At 46.4% G+C, this 19265-nt stretch carries 20 protein-coding genes; 10 read left to right on the top strand and 10 right to left on the bottom strand.

Going from position 1 to position 19265, the window contains the following annotated elements; genetic code table 11:
- Positions 1-111: 111 nt before the first annotated feature.
- Positions 112-1131: an outer membrane protein assembly factor BamC gene (gene bamC, locus QTO06_RS15395; protein WP_331408792.1), complete on the bottom strand. Its 1020-nt coding sequence runs from the start codon at positions 1129-1131 to the stop codon at positions 112-114.
- Between the two features lie 66 nt (positions 1132-1197).
- Entirely contained in the window at positions 1198-2076 is an 879-nt protein-coding gene (gene dapA / locus QTO06_RS15400; protein WP_331408793.1) for a 4-hydroxy-tetrahydrodipicolinate synthase, read from the bottom strand.
- A 408-nt stretch (positions 2077-2484) separates the two neighbouring features.
- Between dapA and QTO06_RS15405 the strand changes: the two genes are divergently transcribed.
- Together QTO06_RS15405 and bcp are read left to right on the top strand one after the other, a co-directional pair.
- On the top strand, positions 2485-3027 hold the full coding sequence (locus QTO06_RS15405) for a glycine cleavage system protein R (protein ID WP_005436861.1): 543 nt from the start codon (positions 2485-2487) through the stop codon (positions 3025-3027).
- 16 nt (positions 3028-3043) lie between these two features.
- Complete coding sequence (gene bcp, locus QTO06_RS15410) at positions 3044-3514, top strand: thioredoxin-dependent thiol peroxidase (protein WP_331408794.1); 471 nt, start codon at positions 3044-3046, stop codon at positions 3512-3514.
- 64 nt (positions 3515-3578) lie between these two features.
- Here the strand turns inward: bcp and QTO06_RS15415 are convergent, their stop codons facing one another.
- Positions 3579-4649 (bottom strand): AI-2E family transporter, encoded by a 1071-nt coding sequence (locus tag QTO06_RS15415; protein WP_005436858.1) that lies wholly within the window; start codon positions 4647-4649, stop codon positions 3579-3581.
- A 1-nt stretch (position 4650) separates the two neighbouring features.
- The gene (locus QTO06_RS15420; RefSeq protein WP_009707396.1) at positions 4651-4887 is read right to left on the bottom strand and encodes a sulfurtransferase TusA family protein; all 237 of its coding nucleotides are present in this window, start codon (positions 4885-4887) and stop codon (positions 4651-4653) included.
- A 270-nt stretch (positions 4888-5157) separates the two neighbouring features.
- On the opposite strand from QTO06_RS15420, the gene QTO06_RS15425 reads away from it, so the two are divergent.
- Genes QTO06_RS15425 through QTO06_RS15440 form a run of 4 tightly spaced genes read left to right on the top strand, consistent with a single transcriptional unit; the run spans position 5158 to position 8012 of the window.
- Positions 5158-6612, top strand: coding sequence for a beta-barrel assembly-enhancing protease (locus QTO06_RS15425; RefSeq protein ID WP_331408795.1), 1455 nt, complete (start codon positions 5158-5160; stop codon positions 6610-6612).
- A 16-nt stretch (positions 6613-6628) separates the two neighbouring features.
- On the top strand, positions 6629-6979 hold the full coding sequence (gene arsC, locus QTO06_RS15430) for an arsenate reductase (glutaredoxin) (protein ID WP_180824740.1): 351 nt from the start codon (positions 6629-6631) through the stop codon (positions 6977-6979).
- Positions 6980-7552 carry an NAD(P)H:quinone oxidoreductase gene (gene wrbA / locus QTO06_RS15435; RefSeq protein WP_009707399.1) on the top strand — a complete coding sequence of 191 codons (573 nt, stop codon included), beginning with the start codon at positions 6980-6982 and terminating at the stop codon, positions 7550-7552.
- Between the two features lie 19 nt (positions 7553-7571).
- The gene (locus QTO06_RS15440; protein ID WP_005436847.1) at positions 7572-8012 is read left to right on the top strand and encodes a DUF2069 domain-containing protein; all 441 of its coding nucleotides are present in this window, start codon (positions 7572-7574) and stop codon (positions 8010-8012) included.
- Positions 8013-8156: 144 nt separating this feature from the next.
- On the opposite strand, the gene QTO06_RS15445 is transcribed toward QTO06_RS15440, so the two are convergent.
- The gene (locus tag QTO06_RS15445) at positions 8157-9425 is read right to left on the bottom strand and encodes a DUF2066 domain-containing protein (protein ID WP_054824025.1); all 1269 of its coding nucleotides are present in this window, start codon (positions 9423-9425) and stop codon (positions 8157-8159) included.
- A gap of 235 nt (positions 9426-9660) precedes the next feature.
- Here QTO06_RS15445 and QTO06_RS15450 point away from each other — a divergent pair, with 235 nt between their 5' ends.
- The gene (locus QTO06_RS15450; RefSeq protein ID WP_009707401.1) at positions 9661-10914 is read left to right on the top strand and encodes a uracil-xanthine permease family protein; all 1254 of its coding nucleotides are present in this window, start codon (positions 9661-9663) and stop codon (positions 10912-10914) included.
- Positions 10915-11056: 142 nt separating this feature from the next.
- Here QTO06_RS15450 and upp read toward each other — a convergent pair whose 3' ends face one another.
- Entirely contained in the window at positions 11057-11683 is a 627-nt protein-coding gene (upp, locus tag QTO06_RS15455) for a uracil phosphoribosyltransferase (RefSeq protein WP_005445324.1), read from the bottom strand.
- A 179-nt stretch (positions 11684-11862) separates the two neighbouring features.
- On the opposite strand from upp, the gene purM reads away from it, so the two are divergent.
- The gene (gene purM, locus QTO06_RS15460) at positions 11863-12903 is read left to right on the top strand and encodes a phosphoribosylformylglycinamidine cyclo-ligase (protein WP_005436839.1); all 1041 of its coding nucleotides are present in this window, start codon (positions 11863-11865) and stop codon (positions 12901-12903) included.
- A gap of 143 nt (positions 12904-13046) precedes the next feature.
- Entirely contained in the window at positions 13047-13685 is a 639-nt protein-coding gene (purN, locus tag QTO06_RS15465; RefSeq protein WP_039986299.1) for a phosphoribosylglycinamide formyltransferase, read from the top strand.
- Between the two features lie 84 nt (positions 13686-13769).
- On the opposite strand, the gene QTO06_RS15470 is transcribed toward purN, so the two are convergent.
- Together QTO06_RS15470 and lpcA are read right to left on the bottom strand one after the other, a co-directional pair.
- Positions 13770-14615: a class II glutamine amidotransferase gene (locus QTO06_RS15470; protein ID WP_038891862.1), complete on the bottom strand. Its 846-nt coding sequence runs from the start codon at positions 14613-14615 to the stop codon at positions 13770-13772.
- A gap of 61 nt (positions 14616-14676) precedes the next feature.
- Positions 14677-15252 carry a D-sedoheptulose 7-phosphate isomerase gene (gene lpcA, locus QTO06_RS15475; RefSeq protein WP_005436835.1) on the bottom strand — a complete coding sequence of 192 codons (576 nt, stop codon included), beginning with the start codon at positions 15250-15252 and terminating at the stop codon, positions 14677-14679.
- 358 nt (positions 15253-15610) lie between these two features.
- Between lpcA and fadE the strand changes: the two genes are divergently transcribed.
- Positions 15611-18055 (top strand): acyl-CoA dehydrogenase FadE, encoded by a 2445-nt coding sequence (gene fadE, locus QTO06_RS15480; protein ID WP_331408796.1) that lies wholly within the window; start codon positions 15611-15613, stop codon positions 18053-18055.
- A gap of 105 nt (positions 18056-18160) precedes the next feature.
- On the opposite strand, the gene QTO06_RS15485 is transcribed toward fadE, so the two are convergent.
- Both QTO06_RS15485 and QTO06_RS15490 read right to left on the bottom strand, forming a co-directional pair.
- A complete protein-coding gene (locus tag QTO06_RS15485) occupies positions 18161-18424 on the bottom strand; it encodes a hypothetical protein (protein ID WP_047481390.1) in 264 nt (87 codons plus the stop codon).
- Positions 18425-18767: 343 nt separating this feature from the next.
- On the bottom strand, positions 18768-19160 hold the full coding sequence (locus tag QTO06_RS15490; protein ID WP_331408797.1) for a DUF1353 domain-containing protein: 393 nt from the start codon (positions 19158-19160) through the stop codon (positions 18768-18770).
- Between the last annotated feature and the right edge of the window lie 105 nt (positions 19161-19265).

Below are 19265 nucleotides of genomic sequence, written 5' to 3' on the forward strand. Positions count from 1 at the left end.
CTCTAAACTCAAAGCAAAGTACTGAGTACTCTCATTAAAACAAATACTAAAAAGGGACCAAGAAGGTCCCTTTTGTTTATCTGTGTCTGACTACTTAGCTGTCTTAAGCAATTAATCTTTCACAACCGCAGCCAATACTGGCGCAAGTGACTTCAAGAATTCTTCTTCTACTGGCTTACCAGAAGAGTCGGTAATGTTGATAGAAGTACGGTTACCCAAGTCACCCAATAGGAAAGTGTATTTACCTGCTGCTAGGTCTACTGGTTTCACGCCGATGTCATTCCAGAACGCATCATCAGGTGATGCGTATTTCGCTGTCACCGTACCTTGAGATTGGCTGCGCTCTTCGATAGTGAAGCCCATCTTCGGCATGATATCTGGTAGGCGGTTCCACACTACGTTGTATTGAGCACGAGCGATGATCACTGGTAGACCACTGCGGTCTTTACCCATGGTAATTGGGATGTGTTTCACTAACTCTTGTGCTTTACGCTGTGCTTCTTCACGAACGTGCTGGTCATAACGAGCAGTAACCAAGTTAGTCATAAACACGTTGTAACGCTCACGGTTAGTACGTGTTACTTCTTTAACTTGATCGCCTTCACGCCAATCAATCAAGCTCACTTTAAAGCCATGGCGACCGTTCATCTCACCACGAGTAATTTCGTAGCGGCTGCCGATTTCCATGTCTTCATCTGGTGAGTTCCAAGTTACCCAACCCGTTTCGATACGATTGTCAGTTTGGCTTTCTACTGGGATCTTGTTCTCAGTAACCATGTCTTGAACGGTTTGCCAAACTTTATCCAATTCATCCTTGCGAAGCAGCCACAGTGTTACTTCACCGTCATTGCTGCGATCTAGGCGAGCACCAGGGATCAATTCCAATACTTGCTGCGGCGGACGAATATCCACTTCTTTACCAATACCACCAGCGTACTCACCTTGTGGGATACGGTAGTTAGGGTAAAACTGAGGAACAGCACCTGCGGGAACACTCCACTCTTCAAGAGGTGGGGTGTTCAAGTACTCGAAGTCGTCTTTTGCTTGACGACGCTGGTTTGCACCACCTGAACAGGCAGTCAATACGAATACAGCTAGTGAACTTAACACTAACTGGCTTGAAAGCTTCATTTATACTCCTAAAACACTGAGGGCTTATTTGCCCCCAGCATGAACTTCAATCCTAGCAACTCAATCTTAATAAATACCGGCGTCGGTTAGCGCCTGTTCCACGACTGGCTGCGATTTTTCAGAAAGTGGGGTCAAAGGAAGACGCAGTTCACCTTCTTCAATCAAACCAAGCTTATGTGCAGCCCATTTTACTGGGATTGGGCTTGATTCAACGAATAGGTTCTTGTGCAGAGTCATCAAACGTTCATTGATCGCTTCTGCTTCGTCGTATTTTCCTTCACTTGCCAAATGGAACATGTCTGCCATGTCCTTAGCCGCGATATTGTTCGTTACCGAGATAACGCCATGACCGCCAAGTTTAACAAATTCTAGGCCAGTCGCATCATCACCACTTAGTAAGATAAAATCTTCGCCACAAAGTTCACGGTGAAGTGCAATTCGGCTTAAATCGCCTGTCGCGTCTTTTAGAGCCACGATATTATCAAGCTTTGACAAGCGTGCCACTGTCTCAGGCAACATATCTACCGCAGTACGACCCGGTACATTGTACAAAATTAGAGGTACGTCACTCGCTTCAGCAATTGCTTTGTAGTGTTGGTACAAACCTTCTTGAGTTGGTTTGTTGTAGTAAGGCGTTACGCTCAGGAAACCCGTAATACCAGAATCAGCCAATAATTTGCTAAATGTCACTGCTTCGTGGGTTGCGTTTGCACCCGTACCAGCAATCACTGGGATACGACCGTTTGCAAACTCAACGGTTTTATTCACGACCTTTACATGCTCTTCAATGGTTAGAGTCGCTGACTCACCAGTGGTGCCAACTGCAACAATACCGTCTGTACCTGCTTCAACATGGTACTCAACAAGCTTTTGTAGACTATCAAAATCTACTCCACCATCTGATTTTAGTGGTGTAATCAGCGCTACGATACTTCCTGAAAACATGTTTATCTCCCTCATTTTACTCTTTCTGCATGGTACTGTAATGCGATTGAAAAACACAAGAGCGTAAACTCGCTTACAAAGTACAAATGAATGAATAATTATCAGTTGTTAGAGGTCTCGCAACTAAAATGTGAATTTTGTTCTCAATCCTAGCCATTCTGATAATTGTGTTTGGTGGCGACATGCCGCGAATAAGCCTAGGCCGCCGCTTTTAATTAGGCGCGGAATATACTCTCTCGTCATGAGGCTCAAGTCAGCGTTGAGTGAATTAATAGAGTACTCAACAATCAAACTGTTCACTTAATCAACAAAGCGTTTTAACAAGTTTAAAAAAAGAACTGACTCGACATTTCTGTGCCGTATCTGTGCTAACATCTCTCTATTGAAGAAAGGACAAGAAGCTCATTTATGAAGCAACATCTGGTACTTACAGCGGTTGGAACGGATCGTCCGGGCATATGTAACCAAGTGGTTAAGCTCGTCACACAAGCTGGCTGTAACATTGTCGATAGCCGTATTGCTATCTTTGGTAATGAATTCACTCTTATCATGCTGCTTACTGGTAACGCCAGTAATGTCACCCGCGTCGAAACGCAATTGCCACTACTAGGTCAAGAACACGACCTTATCACTATCATGAAACGCACGTCAGCACACGAATTGCTCGACAACAGCTACACCATGGAAGTGTTCATCGAATCAGAAGACCGTATCGGCCTTACAGAGAAATTCACACAATTCTTCGCCGATAAACAGATTGGTCTAGATTCCCTTAGTGCGCAAACAATCAGTAAATCAAAAATCCAATTAGATGCCGATCAGTTCCACATTGCGATCACCGCTTCAGTGAGCTCTGACTGTAATCTGATGCAATTACAAGAAGATTTCGATGAACTTTGTAATACGCTCAACGTACAAGGTTCTCTGAATTTCATTAAAAACAATCTATAAAGTAAAGGATATAACAATGAATACGCTGACAGCAGGCTCGCCAGCGCCAGCCTTCTCTTTGCTCGACCAAGATGGCAACACCGTTTCTCTCGGTGACTTCAAAGGTAAAAAAGTTCTGTTTTACTTCTACCCGAAAGCGATGACGCCGGGTTGCACCACTCAAGCAAAAGGCCTGCGTGATGTAAAAGCAGAGCTAGATGCACACAACGTTGTGGTTTTGGGCGTAAGTATCGACCCAGTAAAACGCCTTGGTAAATTCATCGAACGCGATGAACTAAACTTCACGCTACTTTCAGACGAAGACCATGCGGTAGCTGACCAGTTTGGTGTGTGGGGCGAGAAGAAGTTCATGGGTAAAGTGTACGATGGTCTTCACCGTATTAGCTTCCTGATCAACGAAGACGGCGTGATTGAACACGTGTTCAACAAGTTCAAAACCAAAGATCACCACGAAGTGGTTGTGAACTACTTGAAAGAAAACGTGTAAGCATAGCTTTCATCCAAATACCAAAAAGCCCAGCAATCGCTGGGCTTTTTATTCGATTCGATTTCTATTCTTGTATCGGTTCGTTTTCTTCAGTACTTGGCAGTGCGTTCCATACCGCTTTCACTAGTGTCGCCAATGGAATTGCGAAGAAGACGCCCCAGAAGCCCCACAAACCACCGAAAACCAACACCGCAACGATAATCGCCACAGGGTGAAGGTTTACCGCTTCAGAGAACAATACAGGGACTAATACGTTACCATCTAGTGCCTGAATGATGCCGTAAGCGACCAATAACCAGTAGAACTGTGGTGTTAAGCCCCATTGGAACAAACCAACAATCGCGACAGGCACCGTCACTGCAGCAGCACCGATGTACGGGATTAGCACTGACAAACCCACCGCTACAGCAAGCAATGCAGAGTAGCGCAGGTCAAGAATCGCGAACGTCACGTAACTTACGCCACCCACGATCAGGATTTCTAACACTTTACCGCGAATGTAGTTCGAGATTTGCTCATTCATCTCGTGCCAAACTTTATTCGCTAGCTTACGGTTTTTCGGCAAAATGCCACTCGCCATACGCAGCATTTCTTCTTTGTCTTTGAGCAGGAAGAATACCAACAGTGGGACAAGAATAAGATAAACCGCCAGTGTCGCTAAGCTTACCAAAGATGCCAAAGAGCCTTTTACCACACTCTCACCCAGACCAATGGCTTGGTTTTTCGCGTTGGTAACAACGGTTTCTACGATCTCTAGGTTTGCCAGCTCAGGATAACGCTGTGGCAGTGTAGCAATGAACTTTTGTAACCCTGCATACATGTTCGGAATATCGTTTATTAAATTCCCCACCTGCGTCCAAATCGTTGGCACAAGACCAAAGACGGCAATCAGCATCAAACCGATAAAAATAAGAATGACGGTAATGACGGAGAAAGTACGCGGAATACCCAAACGGCACATTTGTGTCACTGGCCATTCAAGTAAGTATGCAAGAACGATCGCCACCAGCAATGGCGCAATCAAATGCCCGAAAAAGTAAATTGTGATAAAGCCGAACAGCAAGATCGCCACTAGGCTCACTGCATGTGGGTCTGAAAAGCGTCGCTTATACCAACGACTTACCATTTCAAGCATCTTATGAAGATTCCTTATTGAATACTGTCAACGTGAAGTGTTCCGGCGAAGTTTGGCAATCCACCGCATACCCTTGGTTAAGTAAATACTTCACGATATCGTGTTTAGAGCTTTTATCCACCACTTGAATGACAAGCTGATGATATTGCTGCGTTTCTCCCTGAAACACATCTGCAGCGTGACGCTTAGCAAGTAACAGTGCCATAGGGCAGCGTTGCTCGCGCAAATCGAGTAACATGGATTCCATTGTATTGCTCTGCACTTGTGATAGGGTTGTATTGTAACGGCTTTTTGAGCTGGTGCTAGTGATTTAAGCGTAGACGACAAAGACTTTATAATTCAAAATTTTAACATCTTGTAAGAAGTATCTACGAAACCAATCCGTTTATTTTCGGTCTTATAGCTAGCATATTCATCCCATAAGGATGACCATAATGCATGGTGGTCATGCTGAGAGGAACTCGGCACCCAACCCATGTTTCGGTATTTTGGAGAATCTTTAAACCGTATGTTAAAACGCACTCGCTCGCTAGTTTGTTTATGCCTTGCTGCTGCATTGAGTACACCGACACCTATTTACGCCAATAGCCTTGAGCTCCCTGATATTGGTACGGCAGCTGGAGGTACTCTGACGATAGATCAGGAGTTGATTTATGGCGACGCTTACATGCGTATGCTCAGAGCCAGCAGCCCTATTGTTAGCGATCCCGTCATTAATGAATATATTGACACACTTGGACACCGTTTGGTCGCCAATGCGAATGACGTAAAAACTCCGTTTCACTTCTTTATGATCCGTGACCGCAACATCAACGCATTCGCCTTCTTTGGTGGTTACGTTGCCCTGCACTCGGGTCTGTTTTTACACGCTCGTACTGAAAGTGAGCTTGCCTCTGTTGTGGCGCACGAAATTGCCCACGTCACACAGCGCCACCTTGCACGAAGCATGGAAGAACAAGCTCGTCGATCGCCAGCTACTATGGCAGCACTCGCTGGTGCATTGCTACTCGCCATTGCTTCTCCAGAAGCTGGGATGGCAGCCGTGACGGCAGCAACAGCCGGTAACATGCAGAGCCAAATCAACTACACCCGCTCAAACGAAAAAGAAGCCGACCGTTTTGGTATCGCGACACTGGCAAAAGCAGGCTTTGACGCACAAGCAATGCCACGTTTTTTTGGTCGCCTAGCGGATGAATATCGCTACGCCAGCAAGCCACCACCAATGCTGCTGACTCACCCATTACCAGAAGACCGTATTACCGATAGCCGAGCACGTGCCCGAGCTTATCCGCCAATGCGCATCATGCCGTCGATTGACTACCATTTGACGCGAGCTCGGATCGTTGCGCGTTACGCAGGTATCGATGGACAAGCGGCAATGGGTTGGTTTAATCGAACTCAAAAGAAAGCCTCTCCAGAGATCATCCCGTCTTTTGATTACGGTCGAGCGCTCGTTCACCTAGACAACAAACGTTTGAGTGAAGCTGAGCCACTGCTGAAAAAGCTGCTGCAACAAGACCCTGGCAACCCATTCTATTTGGATGCCATGACCGACTTGTACATCGCACAGAAGAAGCCACAAAAAGCGGTTGATATGCTGAGCAGTGCGCTGAAACGCAACCCGCAAAACAAAGTGCTGTCCATCAACTACGCTAACGCTTTGCTAGAAGCGAATAAGAATGAAGAAGCCGTGCGCATTCTTCAACGTTACACACACGATAACCCAGAAGATACCAACGGCTGGCACCTTCTATCAAAAGGTAACCACGCACTGGGTCGCAATGACGAAGAACTCGCCGCTCGCGCAGAAATTTTAGCGCTGCGTGCAGGATGGAATAAAGCCATTCAATATTATTCTGAAGCAAGTAAAATTGCGGAACTGGGCAGCTTAAAACAAGCACGATACGACGCTCGTATCGACCAGTTAATGATCCAAAGAGATCGATTCATGGCATTACAATAACGAAATGGAGAAAACCATGTCAGTCGTGATTTATCACAACCCTCGTTGCTCAAAGAGCCGTCAAACTCTAGAACTGCTAGAGCAAAACGGTGTTACACCAGAAGTCGTTAAGTACCTTGATACACCACTTAATGTGGAACAACTCAAAGCACTTTTCGCTCAACTTGGTTTCTCTTCTGTACGCGAAATGATGCGTACAAAAGAAGACATCTACAAAGAGCTTGCTCTGGGTGAAGCGTCAGTGACAGACGAGCAACTGTTCGAAGCAATGGCACAAAACCCTAAACTGTTCGAGCGCCCTGTTGTGGTTGCCAACGGCAAAGCGAAAATTGGTCGTCCGCCAGAGCAAGTACTGGAAATTCTATAAATGGATTGCCAGATCCTCATTTTGTATTTCAGCCGTCATGGCTCGACAAAACAGCTGGCAAGACAAATAGCAAGAGGGGTCGAATCGACTCCTCATTGCGAAGCGATTTTGCGTACAGTTGAAGAATTGTCACCTCACTCACATACCCCTTCCGATCCAATTGTTACTCTAGATGAGTTGAAGCAGTGTGATGGCCTCGCGTTTGGCAGCCCAGTATGGTTTGGCAACATGGCAGCACCGCTTAAGCACTTTTGGGATCAAACCACACCTTTGTGGGTGAACGGCGATCTTATCGATAAGCCAGCTTGTGTGTTTACCTCATCGTCCTCAATGCACGGAGGTCAAGAAACCACGCTACAGAGCATGATGACCCCACTTCTGCATCACGGCATGATGGTGTTAGGAATCCCTTACTCAGAGCCAGAACTGCATACCACCCAATCCGGTGGGACCCCATACGGGGCAAGCAGTGTAGGACAAGAACCAAGTCTTACGGCAGAAGAGATTCGTCTCGCACAACAATTAGGAAAACGACTGGCGACCGCAGCGAAAAAGCTCAAAGGAAGTCAGTAAGCTCAAGGATAAGAAATCGATGTCTGACATTATTGACCAACCACCTCTAAGCACCCGAACCCAAACCTATCGCTACATGGCACTGTTCGGCAATTTGGCATTGTTAGCTTGGGTCGCGATTTGGCAATTAGCGCTTTCCCCTCACCCGCACCTAAGCAGTACCACGCTGGCTATCGCATGGTGTATCCCGCTACTTTTACCATTGCCAGGCATTCTTGCAGGTAAGCCATACACGCACGCATGGGCAAACTTCGTCTTGATGCTGTACTTCTTACACGCCCTGACAATTTTGTATATCGATGGTGGTGAGCGTTGGTTAGCGGCTGTGGAACTACTCCTTACTTCACTCGGCTTTGCAGGTAACATCTTGTTTGCACGAGCGCGTGGTAAAGAGTTGGGGTTGAAGCTAAAACGTCTATCTCAAGTAGAGAAAGAAGAGAAAGCTAAATTCAATAAATAGCAGTTTCAATAAATAACCAGCCCAATACGTATTTGGATAATGAAGCCTCCAGTGCTCTCATTCCCAGCAAGAAATACCAAATAAAAAAGAGTCGCACTTGGCGACTCTTTTTTTGTTCAGCTTGTTGCTAGCTAGGCCTAATGCTTAGTTTAGGTCTTCAACCACATCCGTTTCGAGCACTGGCGCAATCTCTGAGTTTTCTTCAGGCTCGACAGGCGTGCGAACTGGCGCATTCCACTTGTAGATCAAGTCGTACTGCTCTGGTGCAGGCTTCACTACGACAGGCTGTTCTGGTTGCGCTGTATCTGTATTTAGATCGACCACTTCCGCTGCTTGAGCATCTTCTGTCGTTGCTGGCAATTGCGTTGGCTGTGCAGGCTCTTCAGGTAACTGGGCCGGCACAACTTCTTCCATACCAGCCATTGGGTCTTCCGTTACTTCTAAAGAACGAATAGAAGAGACTTCTTGCTCAAACGCTTGTTGAGAAGCCAATAGATGGATAGTTAAGGTGACTTGATTGCCTTGAATACGCTTAATTTCAGCACCAGCAACCGAGCTCAACTTTGTTAGTGAGTTTTCTAGCTCGAAGAAATCCATAGCAGAGGAAACGCTAAGCACTTTCACATCAATCGCTTCTGATGATTTGCTCGAAACGACGACAGCGCTCTTCTTCGCATAGTAATCGGCAATGCCACCAACCATTGCAGGAATCGCATTTGCGCCAGATGCCGAGCCACTGCGTGGAGATTGTTTGGACTCAGAAAGCTGAGCTGGAGATTGGTCGTACAGTGTCCAACGAATCTTATCGCCTTGAACACGAACAATCAGTACCGCATCCACTGGGTAACGTTGGCTCGCTTGGCTGATTGGGTCAACAAAGTCACCCCATAGATCAGAAACGTTCACGCCTGTTACATCATCGAAATCACCCACTGGCATCGTGATTGGCAGGCCACGTGCTTGTGCGGCATCACGAAGCGTCGCTGCACTCGTTGAATCTGAATGCTCCCATGTAATCGTACGATCGTAGCCTTGCTCTTCTACCATCCAAACCAGAATGTTCGCACGGTTTGGTGACCAAAGAGGAAGCTGAGCTTGCGTTAGTAGTGAGCGGATCTGGCCACTGTTAAACAGCATTTTTAAGCTGCTTTGACCATCCATTTGGCCATAGCCAAGTTGTGAAATATAGCGAGAACTTGAACCCACTGCTTTCTTAATTACTGGGTTGCTAAGGGAAGATTGGCTGCCTGTCGCACGCACAATCACATCTTGCATACCTTGTTGACGCGCGAGTTCTTCGCCGTCTTTTTGCTCACCGTCGATCGCCACTTCGGCACGATAGATATCTACCTGAGTTAATGCATAAACTGGCAGAGACAACCAACCTATCAATAAGAGAGCTAAATAGCGCATAGTTTTCATAATCCTCTGAACAAGAACACGCATGATAAGCAACTATCAAACCTTGAGCAAGAAGAGTACTGAGTGAATTGTCTGTATTCTGACCAACTTAAAAGGCCCGCATGAAACTAAACATTCGCTGACCTTATAAATCCACACAAAAGTTTGATCTAGGCAACATTGCAATCGATTGCCAGATGATAAGATTCGCCGGATTTGTCTGCGTATCTTTGAATAGGGAATTATTATGAAAAATGCGTTACAAGGCGCTCAGATGCTCTTTGTCGCTTTTGGTGCTCTCGTACTTGTGCCACTTCTGACTGGCCTTGACCCAAACGTTGCTTTGTTTGGTGCTGGGGTCGGTACTCTTCTTTTCCAACTGATTACTAAACGTTCTGTTCCAATCTTCCTTGCCTCTTCTTTCGCGTTTATTGCTCCTATCATGTTCGGTATCCAAACTTGGGGTATCGGTGCAACCATGGGTGGCTTGATGGCTGCTGGTTTGGTGTACGTTGGCCTTGGTGCGATGATCAAAGTGCGCGGCGTTGGATTCATCCATAAAATTCTTCCGCCTGTCGTTGTTGGCCCAGTAATCATGGTGATTGGTCTTGGCTTAGCACCAACGGCTGTAAACATGGCGGTAGGTAAATCAGGTGACGGTGCAATTCAATTAGTGAACGGCGACGCAGCGATTATCATCTCCGCAGTGTCACTGCTAACGACGATTGCATTGAGCGTATTCGCGAAAGGCTTCCTAAAACTGGTTCCTATCGTTGGCGGTATCTTGGCAGGCTACACTGTGTCTCTATTCTACGGCGTGGTGGATTTCACTCCGGTTGCTCAAGCGGCTTGGCTAGCAATGCCAAACTTCACCGCGCCTGAATTCAACATCAACGCTATTTTATTCATGATCCCTGTGGCTATCGCTCCGGCAGTTGAACACGTAGGTGACATGCTAGCGATTTCTAACGTAACGGGTAAAAACTATCTGAAGAAGCCAGGTCTTCACCGCACTATCGCGGGTGACGGGGTAGCAACAATTGCTGCTTCTATGGTTGGCGCGCCACCAAACACGACTTACAGTGAAGTAACCGGTGCGGTTATGCTAACTAAGGCATTCAACCCAGTGATCATGACATGGGCCGCTATCACAGCCATCGTACTTGCGCTGGTTGGAAAGCTAGGTGCGACTCTACAAACGATTCCAGTTCCAGTTATGGGCGGCATCATGATTCTACTGTTCGGCTCTATCGCAACAGTTGGCCTGAACACACTGATCAAGAACCATGTTGACCTTCACAAATCACGTAACCTAGTGATCGTAGCAGTAACGCTAGTGTTTGGTATCGGCGGCATGGCTTTCGGTATTGGCGAGTTCAGCCTACAAGGTGTGAGCCTATGTGGTATCGTGGCTATCATTCTTAACCTAGTGCTACCACACGACCTTGGTGAAAATCACGTGGTGGATAACGCACAAATGGAAGAAGAGAACGCGAAGTAATTTGTAGTGCGGCTTAATCGATTTAAGTCGCCCTTCCTGCCCTCGTAACTCGCTTCTATCTATATAACAGATACAAAAAAGGCTTGGTTTTCACCAAGCCTTTGTTTTTTCAATTCAGTAATAATCTAGCATCAAGCCCGAATTATTTAGTACCGAAGATCTTGTCACCTGCGTCACCAAGACCAGGAACGATGTAGCCTTTGTCGTTTAGCTTCTCATCGATTGCTGCTGTGTATAGCTCAACGTCTGGGTGAGCTTTTTCTAGCGCTTCGATACCTTCAGGAGCCGCTACAAGAACAAGCACTTTGATTGCCTGACAACCTTTCTCTTTTAGAAGATCGATTGTTGCGATCATAGAACCGCCCGTTGCAAGCATTGGGTCAACAACTAGAGCGATACGCTCGTCGATGTTAGAAGCAAGCTTGTTGAAGTAAGGTACTGGCTCAAGTGTTTCTTCGTCACGGTAGATACCAACAACACTGATACGTGCACTTGGCATGTGCTCAAGTACGCCGTCCATCATGCCAAGACCAGCACGTAGGATTGGCACAACTGTCACTTTCTTACCTTTGATTTGGTCAACTTCTACAGGACCGTTCCAACCTTCAATGGTTACTTTTTCTGTTTCAAAGTCTGCTGTCGCTTCGTAAGTAAGTAGGCTACCGACTTCTGTCGCTAACTCACGAAAACGCTTCGTGCTGATGTCACCTTCTCGCATTAGACCAATTTTGTGTTTTACTAGAGGGTGTTTAACTTCAACAACTTTCATTTCCATCTCCGGCTTTTTTGGCAATATTTAAACAAACCTTCAGATTATACATGATTTTTGCAGGGATATCAGGATAGATCACTAAAGAAAAAAACCGACGCAAACGTTTGCTATCTGTATTTAACCACTGGTAGAATAGCGCCGTTTTCATATCCAACTTAAAAACCGAGGACTTCCCTGTGAGTGGTAACAACTCTTCTCTTAGCTATAAAGACGCTGGTGTAGATATTGATGCAGGCAACGCGCTTGTAGATCGTATTAAAGGTGCGGTTAAGCGTACTCGTCGCCCTGAAGTGATGGGTGGTATCGGTGGTTTTGGCGCACTGTGTGAATTACCGACTAAATACAAACAACCTGTACTGGTTTCTGGTACTGACGGTGTAGGTACAAAACTTCGTCTAGCACTGGATATGAACAAGCACGACACCATCGGTGTAGACCTAGTAGCGATGTGTGTAAACGACCTAATCGTGCAAGGTGCTGAGCCGCTATTCTTCCTAGATTACTACGCAACTGGCAAGCTAGACGTAGACACTGCAGCAGACGTGGTTTCTGGCATTGCTGATGGCTGTGTTCAAGCAGGCTGTGCACTTATCGGTGGTGAAACTGCTGAAATGCCGGGCATGTACGAAGGCGAAGACTACGACGTTGCTGGCTTCTGTGTTGGCGTAGTAGAAAAAGAAGACGTGATTGACGGCACGAAAGTAGCAGCAGGCGACGCACTAATCGCTGTTGGCTCAAGCGGTCCACACTCAAATGGTTACTCACTTATCCGTAAGATCTTAGAAGTATCTGGCGCAGATAAGAACGAAGAGCTAGCAGGTCGCACTATCGGTGAACACCTACTAGAACCAACTAAGATTTACATCAAATCAGCACTTAAGATGATTGAGAAGCACGACATCCACGCGATCTCTCACATCACTGGTGGTGGTTTCTGGGAAAACATCCCACGCGTACTGCCTGAAGGCACAAAAGCCGTTATCGATGGTAGCAGCTGGGAATGGCCAATCATCTTCAAATGGTTACAAGAGAAAGGCAACGTTGAAACGCACGAAATGTACCGTACGTTCAACTGTGGTGTTGGTCTAGTCGTTGCACTACCAAAAGACCAAGCAGACGCAGCAGTTGCTCTTCTTAAAGAAGAAGGCGAAAACGCATGGGTGATTGGTGAAATCGCTCAAGCAGAAGCAAACGAAGAGCAAGTTGAAATCCAATAACTTGCGAATCAAGCTCAAAAAATAAAAAGAATGAGGACGCTATGTCCTCATTCTGCTATCTGGAACATCGAAAACCATTCTAATAGTAGGTAATTTAGTGATTACGCACGTCAAACCTACAGTATCAAGGCAGTCTCAATATCATGAAAAACATAGTGGTCCTCATTTCGGGTAACGGCAGTAACCTACAAGCAATACTTGAAGCCTGTGAAGCCAACATGCCAAACGCACAAGTGGCAGCGGTTTTTTCTAACAAAGCTGATGCCTACGGTTTGGAGCGTGCAAAACAGTTTGATGTGAATGGTCACTTTGTCGATCCTAAAGCATTTGAGTCTCGTGAAGACTTTGATGCCGAACTGATGAAGCAAATTGATGAATACCAACCAGATGTGATTGTACTGGCGGGCTACATGCGTATTCTCAGCAGTGCGTTTGTTTCCCATTATCTGGGTAAGATGATCAACATCCACCCTTCTCTATTGCCTAAGTATCCGGGTTTACACACCCACCAGCGTGCTATTGATGCCGGAGACAAAGAGCACGGCACCAGCGTTCACTTTGTCACAGAAGAATTAGACGGCGGTCCTGTTGTGCTGCAAGCTAAAGTACCGGTATTTGAAGACGATGATGCCGACGCACTCGCCGCACGCGTTCAGACTCAAGAGCACAACATCTACCCAATGGTGACTAAGTGGTTAGTCGACGGGCGATTATCGATGACCGAGGGCAAAGCGTATCTCGATGGTTTTGAGCTAGGTGCGCACGGCTACGCAGCCGAGTAACTCTTAATTCCAAACACCAAACGCAAAAAGGCAGCCATCAAGCTGCCTTTTGTTTTATTCGAATGTTTTACTGCGAGAAAACCATCACTCCAACGGTTCGGTCGGCGCTTGATTACCCGGTTTCGGCGCGGCAAACGGAACATCCGCTAACGCTTCAGCGTTATTCAGCACCAATTCACCAACATGGAACAAACCGTACTCGCCCGGCTTCATGCGATGCCATGTTTCATTGCCAGTAAGCGGTTGAGTTGCAATCACAGAAACCACATCGTTTGGCGTTGTCTCTTCTTGGAAGTTGATTTCTACATCTTCATCCAACAGCGCAGCCTTACCAAATGGAGCACGACGCGTGATCCAGTACAAGTGGTTGGTACAGTAAGTCATCACAAACTCACCATCGCTGAGCAGCATGTTAAACACGCCCTTCTCTTTCAGTTTGTCGCAGCACTTTGCAACATAGATAAAGACCGCTTCCATATCCTGAGGAGGTTCAGGAAACTTATCTTCCATCTGCTTTAAGAGCCAGCAAAACGCCATTTCACTGTCCGTTTGACCCACCGGACGATGACGCCCTGTGTGCAAATCTTGGTAATCGGTCAGTTGACCATTGTGTGCAAATGTCCAGTAACGCCCCCAAAGCTCACGCGTAAACGGATGGGTGTTTTCGAGATTCACACCACCTCGGTTAGCTTGACGAATATGGCTCACTACAGCACGACTTTTGATCGGGTAGTTTTGCACCAATTCAGCAATCTGAGAGTCACAACTTGGGTTGGGATCTTTGAAAGTACGGAACCCCTTTCCTTCATAGAAAGTGATCCCCCAACCATCACGATGCGGGCCAGTGCGACCACCGCGCTGCATCAAGCCTGTAAAACTGAAACAAATATCTGTAGGAACATTTGCGCTCATGCCGAGCAATTCACACATGGTTTAACGAACTCCTTACCTTAAAACACAACTAAGCCAGTATTCGGCTTAGTTGTAAATCTTATTCCATCTCTTTTTCGATCAACTGAATGATGATGTGAATGATCTTAATGTGCACTTCTTGGATACGGTCTGCGTAGCCAAAGTGTGGTACGCGGATCTCGATGTCTGCAAGACCTGCCATTTTACCGCCATCTTTGCCCGTTAACGCGATCGTCTTCATGCCTTTCGCTTGTGCCGCTTCAATCGCTTTCAAGATGTTGCCTGAGTTGCCAGAAGTCGACAAACCAAACAGAACGTCACCTTTGCGACCTACTGCTTCTACGTAACGAGAGAATACGAAATCGTAACCAAAGTCGTTACTTACACAAGAAAGGTGGCTTGGATCTGAAATAGCAATACCAGCGTAACCTGGGCGGTTTTCACGGTAACGACCTGTTAGCTCTTCTGCAAAGTGCATAGAGTCACAGTGAGAACCACCGTTACCGCACGACAACACTTTACCATCTTGCTTGAATGAGTCAGCAATCATTTTCGCTGCCGCTTCGATTTGCGCGATGTTGTGGTCATCACTTAAAAACTTATTCAGAACTTCAGCAGCTTCGTTTAATTCACTTCTAATCAGATCTTGGTACATAAGACGTTCTCTTTATTATCTCGGCCACAGCAGTGAGGTTGAGCCTCTCGCTTGGCAAATTGTTCTGATGTGAAATTCACACCGGACAGTTCATTACTCTGAGTTTACCCACAAACGAGAATTAGTGTCGATAGCGAAGCAACAGATTTGGATTTATCACGGTAATAAACTTGTTAACTTGCTTACGAAATCATCACCCAACTCTCAACTTTAGAATTTTAACTCTACTTAGATCACTTTTTGCCCAATCTCAGAATTTACATTTATTTAATATTTTGATTACACTTACAGTACTGGTTAGACCTCTTACCAAAATACAGACGTACAACATAATTAAAGTCTGAAAAGGAAAAAACATATGGACATCTTGCTCTCAATCGTAGCGATGACAGTTGTATTAGGCATTACGCTTTACCACAGAATGTCACTCGTGAAATCCGTCAGCTTGCTAACTGCTGCCATGCTAGCACTGACAATCGCAGGCTCAGTTGGCTTTATTGGCTGGGCACTTTACGTTCTTGCCGTTGCAGTGTTCGCGGTTTCTGGCATTCGCCAATCCCTCATTAGCCGCAAAGCACTGGTGATGTTTAAGAAAGTCCTGCCTGCTATGTCTCAAACCGAGAAAGAAGCATTGGACGCAGGTACAGTGTGGTGGGAAGCCGAGCTATTCAAAGGCAAACCTGAATGGCAAAAACTTCACGCAATTAAAGCGCCTAAGCTGAGCAAAGAAGAGCAAGCCTTCCTAGATGGCCCAGTAAACGAAGTGTGTGCCATGGTGAGTGATTTCCAAGTAACACACGAATTGGCCGATCTACCACCAGAAGTATGGCAATACCTGAAAGACAACAAATTCTTCGCCATGATCATCAAGAAGAAATACGGTGGCCTAGAATTCTCAGCGTACGCGCAATCTTTGGTACTGCAAAAACTGACTGGTGTTTCTGGCGTACTGTCGTCAACCGTTGGTGTACCTAACTCATTAGGCCCAGGTGAGCTATTGCAACACTACGGTACTGAAGAACAAAAAGATTACTACCTACCTCGCCTAGCAGAAGGTAAAGAGATCCCATGTTTCGCACTGACTAGCCCAGAAGCAGGTTCAGATGCGGGTTCTATTCCAGATTACGGCGTGGTATGTAAAGGCGAATGGCAAGGTGAAGAAGTCCTTGGTATGCGTCTTACATGGAACAAGCGTTACATCACTCTAGCACCTGTCGCAACGGTTCTTGGTCTTGCATTCAAACTGCGCGACCCAGAAGGCCTGCTTGGCGATCAAGAAGATCTTGGTATCACTTGTGCTCTAATCCCAACTGACCTTAAAGGCGTTGAGATCGGTAACCGTCACTTCCCGCTTAACGTACCATTCCAAAACGGTCCAACTCGCGGTAAAGACATCTTCGTACCGATGGACTTCATCATCGGTGGTGAAAAAATGGCAGGCCAAGGCTGGCGTATGCTGGTTGAGTGTCTATCGGTTGGTCGTGGTATCACGCTACCTTCAAACTCAACAGGCGGCATCAAAACAGCGGCTATGGCAACAGGCGCTTACTCACGCATTCGTCGTCAGTTCAAACAACCTATCGGCCACATGGAAGGTGTGGAAGAGCCATTAGCACGTCTAGGTGGTAACGCCTACGTAATGGATGCAGCGAGCAACTTAACCGTGGCAGGTATCGACCTAGGTGAAAAACCTTCGGTTATCTCGGCTATCGTGAAGTACCACTGTACGCATCGTGGCCAACAAAGCATCATCGACGCAATGGATATCGTAGGCGGTAAGGGGATCTGTATGGGCCCTTCTAACTTCCTAGCGCGTGGTTACCAAGGTGCACCAATCGCGGTAACGGTAGAAGGTGCGAACATCCTAACTCGCTCAATGATCATCTTCGGTCAGGGCGCGATTCGTTGTCACCCTTACGTTCTTGAAGAGATGAACGCAGCATATTCTGACGCGGGCGATGCCGTTGAGAAGTTCGACAAAGCACTAGCGGGTCACGTGAGCTTCACCATGAGTAACCTCGTTCGCAGTATTTGGTTTGGTCTAAGTGACGGTCTAGGTTCTTCATCACCAACCAAAGACGCGACCAAGCGTTACTACCAACAATTGAACCGCTACAGTGCAAACCTTGCTCTGTTATCGGATATCTCAATGGCGGTACTGGGTGGTTCGTTGAAACGTAAAGAGCGTTTGTCAGCACGTCTTGGCGACATTCTAAGCCAACTATACCTTGGCTCTGCTACGCTAAAACGCTTCGAGCAAGATGGTCGTCCTGTTGAAGATTTGCCACTAGTACACTGGGGCTTGCAAGACAGCTTGAAGCAAACTGAAGCGGCGATTGATGAGTTCCTAGCGAACTTCCCAAACAAAGTGATTGGTCGTGCACTGCGCGTGTTAATCATGCCATTCGGTCGTGTACGCAAAGCGCCAAGTGATAAGCTAGACAGCAAAGTCGCTCGTATTCTACAAACGCCAAGTGCAACACGTTCACGTATTGGTCGAGGTCAGTACCTAGAACCAACAGAACACAACGCAGCAGGTAAGATTGAGCTGGCACTGTCTGTGATTCTTCAAGCTGAGCCTGTGTTTGACAAGGTATGTAAAGCGCAAGGTAAACGCCGTCCATTCCTACGTCTGGATATGATTGCTCAAGAAGGTCTAGAGCAAGGCGTGATTACTCAAGAAGAAGCTGATTTGCTGAGAGAAGCGGAGCAACACCGCCTAGACACCATCAACGTAGACGATTTTGAGCCAGAGCTATTGGCCGCAAAGCCGCTTTACCCTCAGATGGAAAACGTCGCTTGAGCGAATGATCGCTTAGACGATAAGTAGGAAAGCAAAACGGGAGCCGAGGCTCCCGTTTTTTATTGAATCTCTGCTAAGCACAACACGGTGTTAGCAAAGAAGCGTTTATTGTTCGTTATTGTCTTCAACGATAAACGACTGTTCAATTCTGCGCAGTTCTTCCTGCTCTTTCAGCTTAAGTTCTTCTTGAAGTGTCGCTTTGCGTTCGTTCAATGCTTTCTTCTCTGACTTGGTCAGGAACTTCACCGCTTTTTTGTTCGCCAATGCGTACGCAACGACATCTTCACCTTTTTCACGGCGTTCACTCACGCGTTGAGAGAAACGTTCGTTGTCACGTGCTTTACGTTCAGCTGAAGTTAATTTGCTCATTTTTGTGCCTTTAATAAGAATACAGCAGCCCAATTGCTGCCCTCAGGTAAACAAATGAGAAGTCATTCATATAGCTGATGGCGTGAGTCTAACATAGATACGTAAAGGAACAGCAAAGTGATTGTGTGTGCGTACTAGAACCTACTGCCGAGCACTCTGTGGAGGGTGAAGGAACAAACGCCCCAGCGTGCTAACAATAGATTCTTAGTCTCGCTGGGGCTCGCTAGAATGACGGTTTACTTTGAATTATCAGGTTACTACACGCACAGTGTTTCTAGATTTCCGTCATTCTGAACAGTGAGGAACGAACGTGATTCAGAATCTACTTACCAAGAGAGCTTAACTAGGCAGATAAGAGATCCGACTTGGAAAAACATCCGCCAAACACTCTTACTCCGTAATAGATGTACGTCGCTCTAAAGTTCGACATACCATGTTCAAGACATATTTGACGCAGAAGCCTATCCGCTTGCTCTCGACTGCTTTGCGGCAATATTTCCTCCCTCATGAGCTGATACAACGCGTCATGCACCAAAGACGCTTTGAGGATGTTCTTGGTATCAATCGCCGGGCCACTCGCTCCATCCCATGAGTAACCTTTCTTAATCGTCAGCACCCCTTGCTCAGATAGACTCAGAAACGGGCTATCGAAAGGCTGTGCGAGGGTGATACCGGTTTCAATCTGTTCTTCGGAATGAAGGTTGTATTTGTATGCCTGACGTTTTTTGTACTTCATAAGAGACCTCCTAGTCACCTAGCTTCTTTGAGATTTGGAGCTTAAAGCTTTCACACACTCAAATCAGCTTTAACCCACTTAGTGAATATCACGAATGATTTTGCA

The sequence above is a fragment of the Vibrio sp. M260121 genome, from assembly GCF_036533715.1.
Classification (GTDB): domain Bacteria; phylum Pseudomonadota; class Gammaproteobacteria; order Enterobacterales; family Vibrionaceae; genus Vibrio.

Excerpts from the sequence above, each read along its gene's own strand:
- QTO06_RS15490 (WP_331408797.1), bottom strand. The coding sequence starts at position 19,160 with ATGAAGTACAAAAAACGTCAGGCATACAAATACAACCTTCATTCCGAA.
- lpcA (WP_005436835.1), bottom strand. The coding sequence starts at position 15,252 with ATGTACCAAGATCTGATTAGAAGTGAATTAAACGAAGCTGCTGAAGTT.
- purN (WP_039986299.1), top strand. The coding sequence starts at position 13,047 with ATGAAAAACATAGTGGTCCTCATTTCGGGTAACGGCAGTAACCTACAA.
- bamC (WP_331408792.1), bottom strand. The coding sequence starts at position 1,131 with ATGAAGCTTTCAAGCCAGTTAGTGTTAAGTTCACTAGCTGTATTCGTA.
- QTO06_RS15425 (WP_331408795.1), top strand. The coding sequence starts at position 5,158 with ATGTTAAAACGCACTCGCTCGCTAGTTTGTTTATGCCTTGCTGCTGCA.
- dapA (WP_331408793.1), bottom strand. The coding sequence starts at position 2,076 with ATGTTTTCAGGAAGTATCGTAGCGCTGATTACACCACTAAAATCAGAT.
- QTO06_RS15440 (WP_005436847.1), top strand. The coding sequence starts at position 7,572 with ATGTCTGACATTATTGACCAACCACCTCTAAGCACCCGAACCCAAACC.
- QTO06_RS15450 (WP_009707401.1), top strand. The coding sequence starts at position 9,661 with ATGAAAAATGCGTTACAAGGCGCTCAGATGCTCTTTGTCGCTTTTGGT.
- bcp (WP_331408794.1), top strand. The coding sequence starts at position 3,044 with ATGAATACGCTGACAGCAGGCTCGCCAGCGCCAGCCTTCTCTTTGCTC.
- QTO06_RS15405 (WP_005436861.1), top strand. The coding sequence starts at position 2,485 with ATGAAGCAACATCTGGTACTTACAGCGGTTGGAACGGATCGTCCGGGC.
- QTO06_RS15485 (WP_047481390.1), bottom strand. The coding sequence starts at position 18,424 with ATGAGCAAATTAACTTCAGCTGAACGTAAAGCACGTGACAACGAACGT.
- QTO06_RS15470 (WP_038891862.1), bottom strand. The coding sequence starts at position 14,615 with ATGTGTGAATTGCTCGGCATGAGCGCAAATGTTCCTACAGATATTTGT.
- fadE (WP_331408796.1), top strand. The coding sequence starts at position 15,611 with ATGGACATCTTGCTCTCAATCGTAGCGATGACAGTTGTATTAGGCATT.
- QTO06_RS15445 (WP_054824025.1), bottom strand. The coding sequence starts at position 9,425 with ATGCGCTATTTAGCTCTCTTATTGATAGGTTGGTTGTCTCTGCCAGTT.
- wrbA (WP_009707399.1), top strand. The coding sequence starts at position 6,980 with ATGGATTGCCAGATCCTCATTTTGTATTTCAGCCGTCATGGCTCGACA.
- arsC (WP_180824740.1), top strand. The coding sequence starts at position 6,629 with ATGTCAGTCGTGATTTATCACAACCCTCGTTGCTCAAAGAGCCGTCAA.
- upp (WP_005445324.1), bottom strand. The coding sequence starts at position 11,683 with ATGAAAGTTGTTGAAGTTAAACACCCTCTAGTAAAACACAAAATTGGT.
- QTO06_RS15420 (WP_009707396.1), bottom strand. The coding sequence starts at position 4,887 with ATGTTACTCGATTTGCGCGAGCAACGCTGCCCTATGGCACTGTTACTT.
- QTO06_RS15415 (WP_005436858.1), bottom strand. The coding sequence starts at position 4,649 with ATGCTTGAAATGGTAAGTCGTTGGTATAAGCGACGCTTTTCAGACCCA.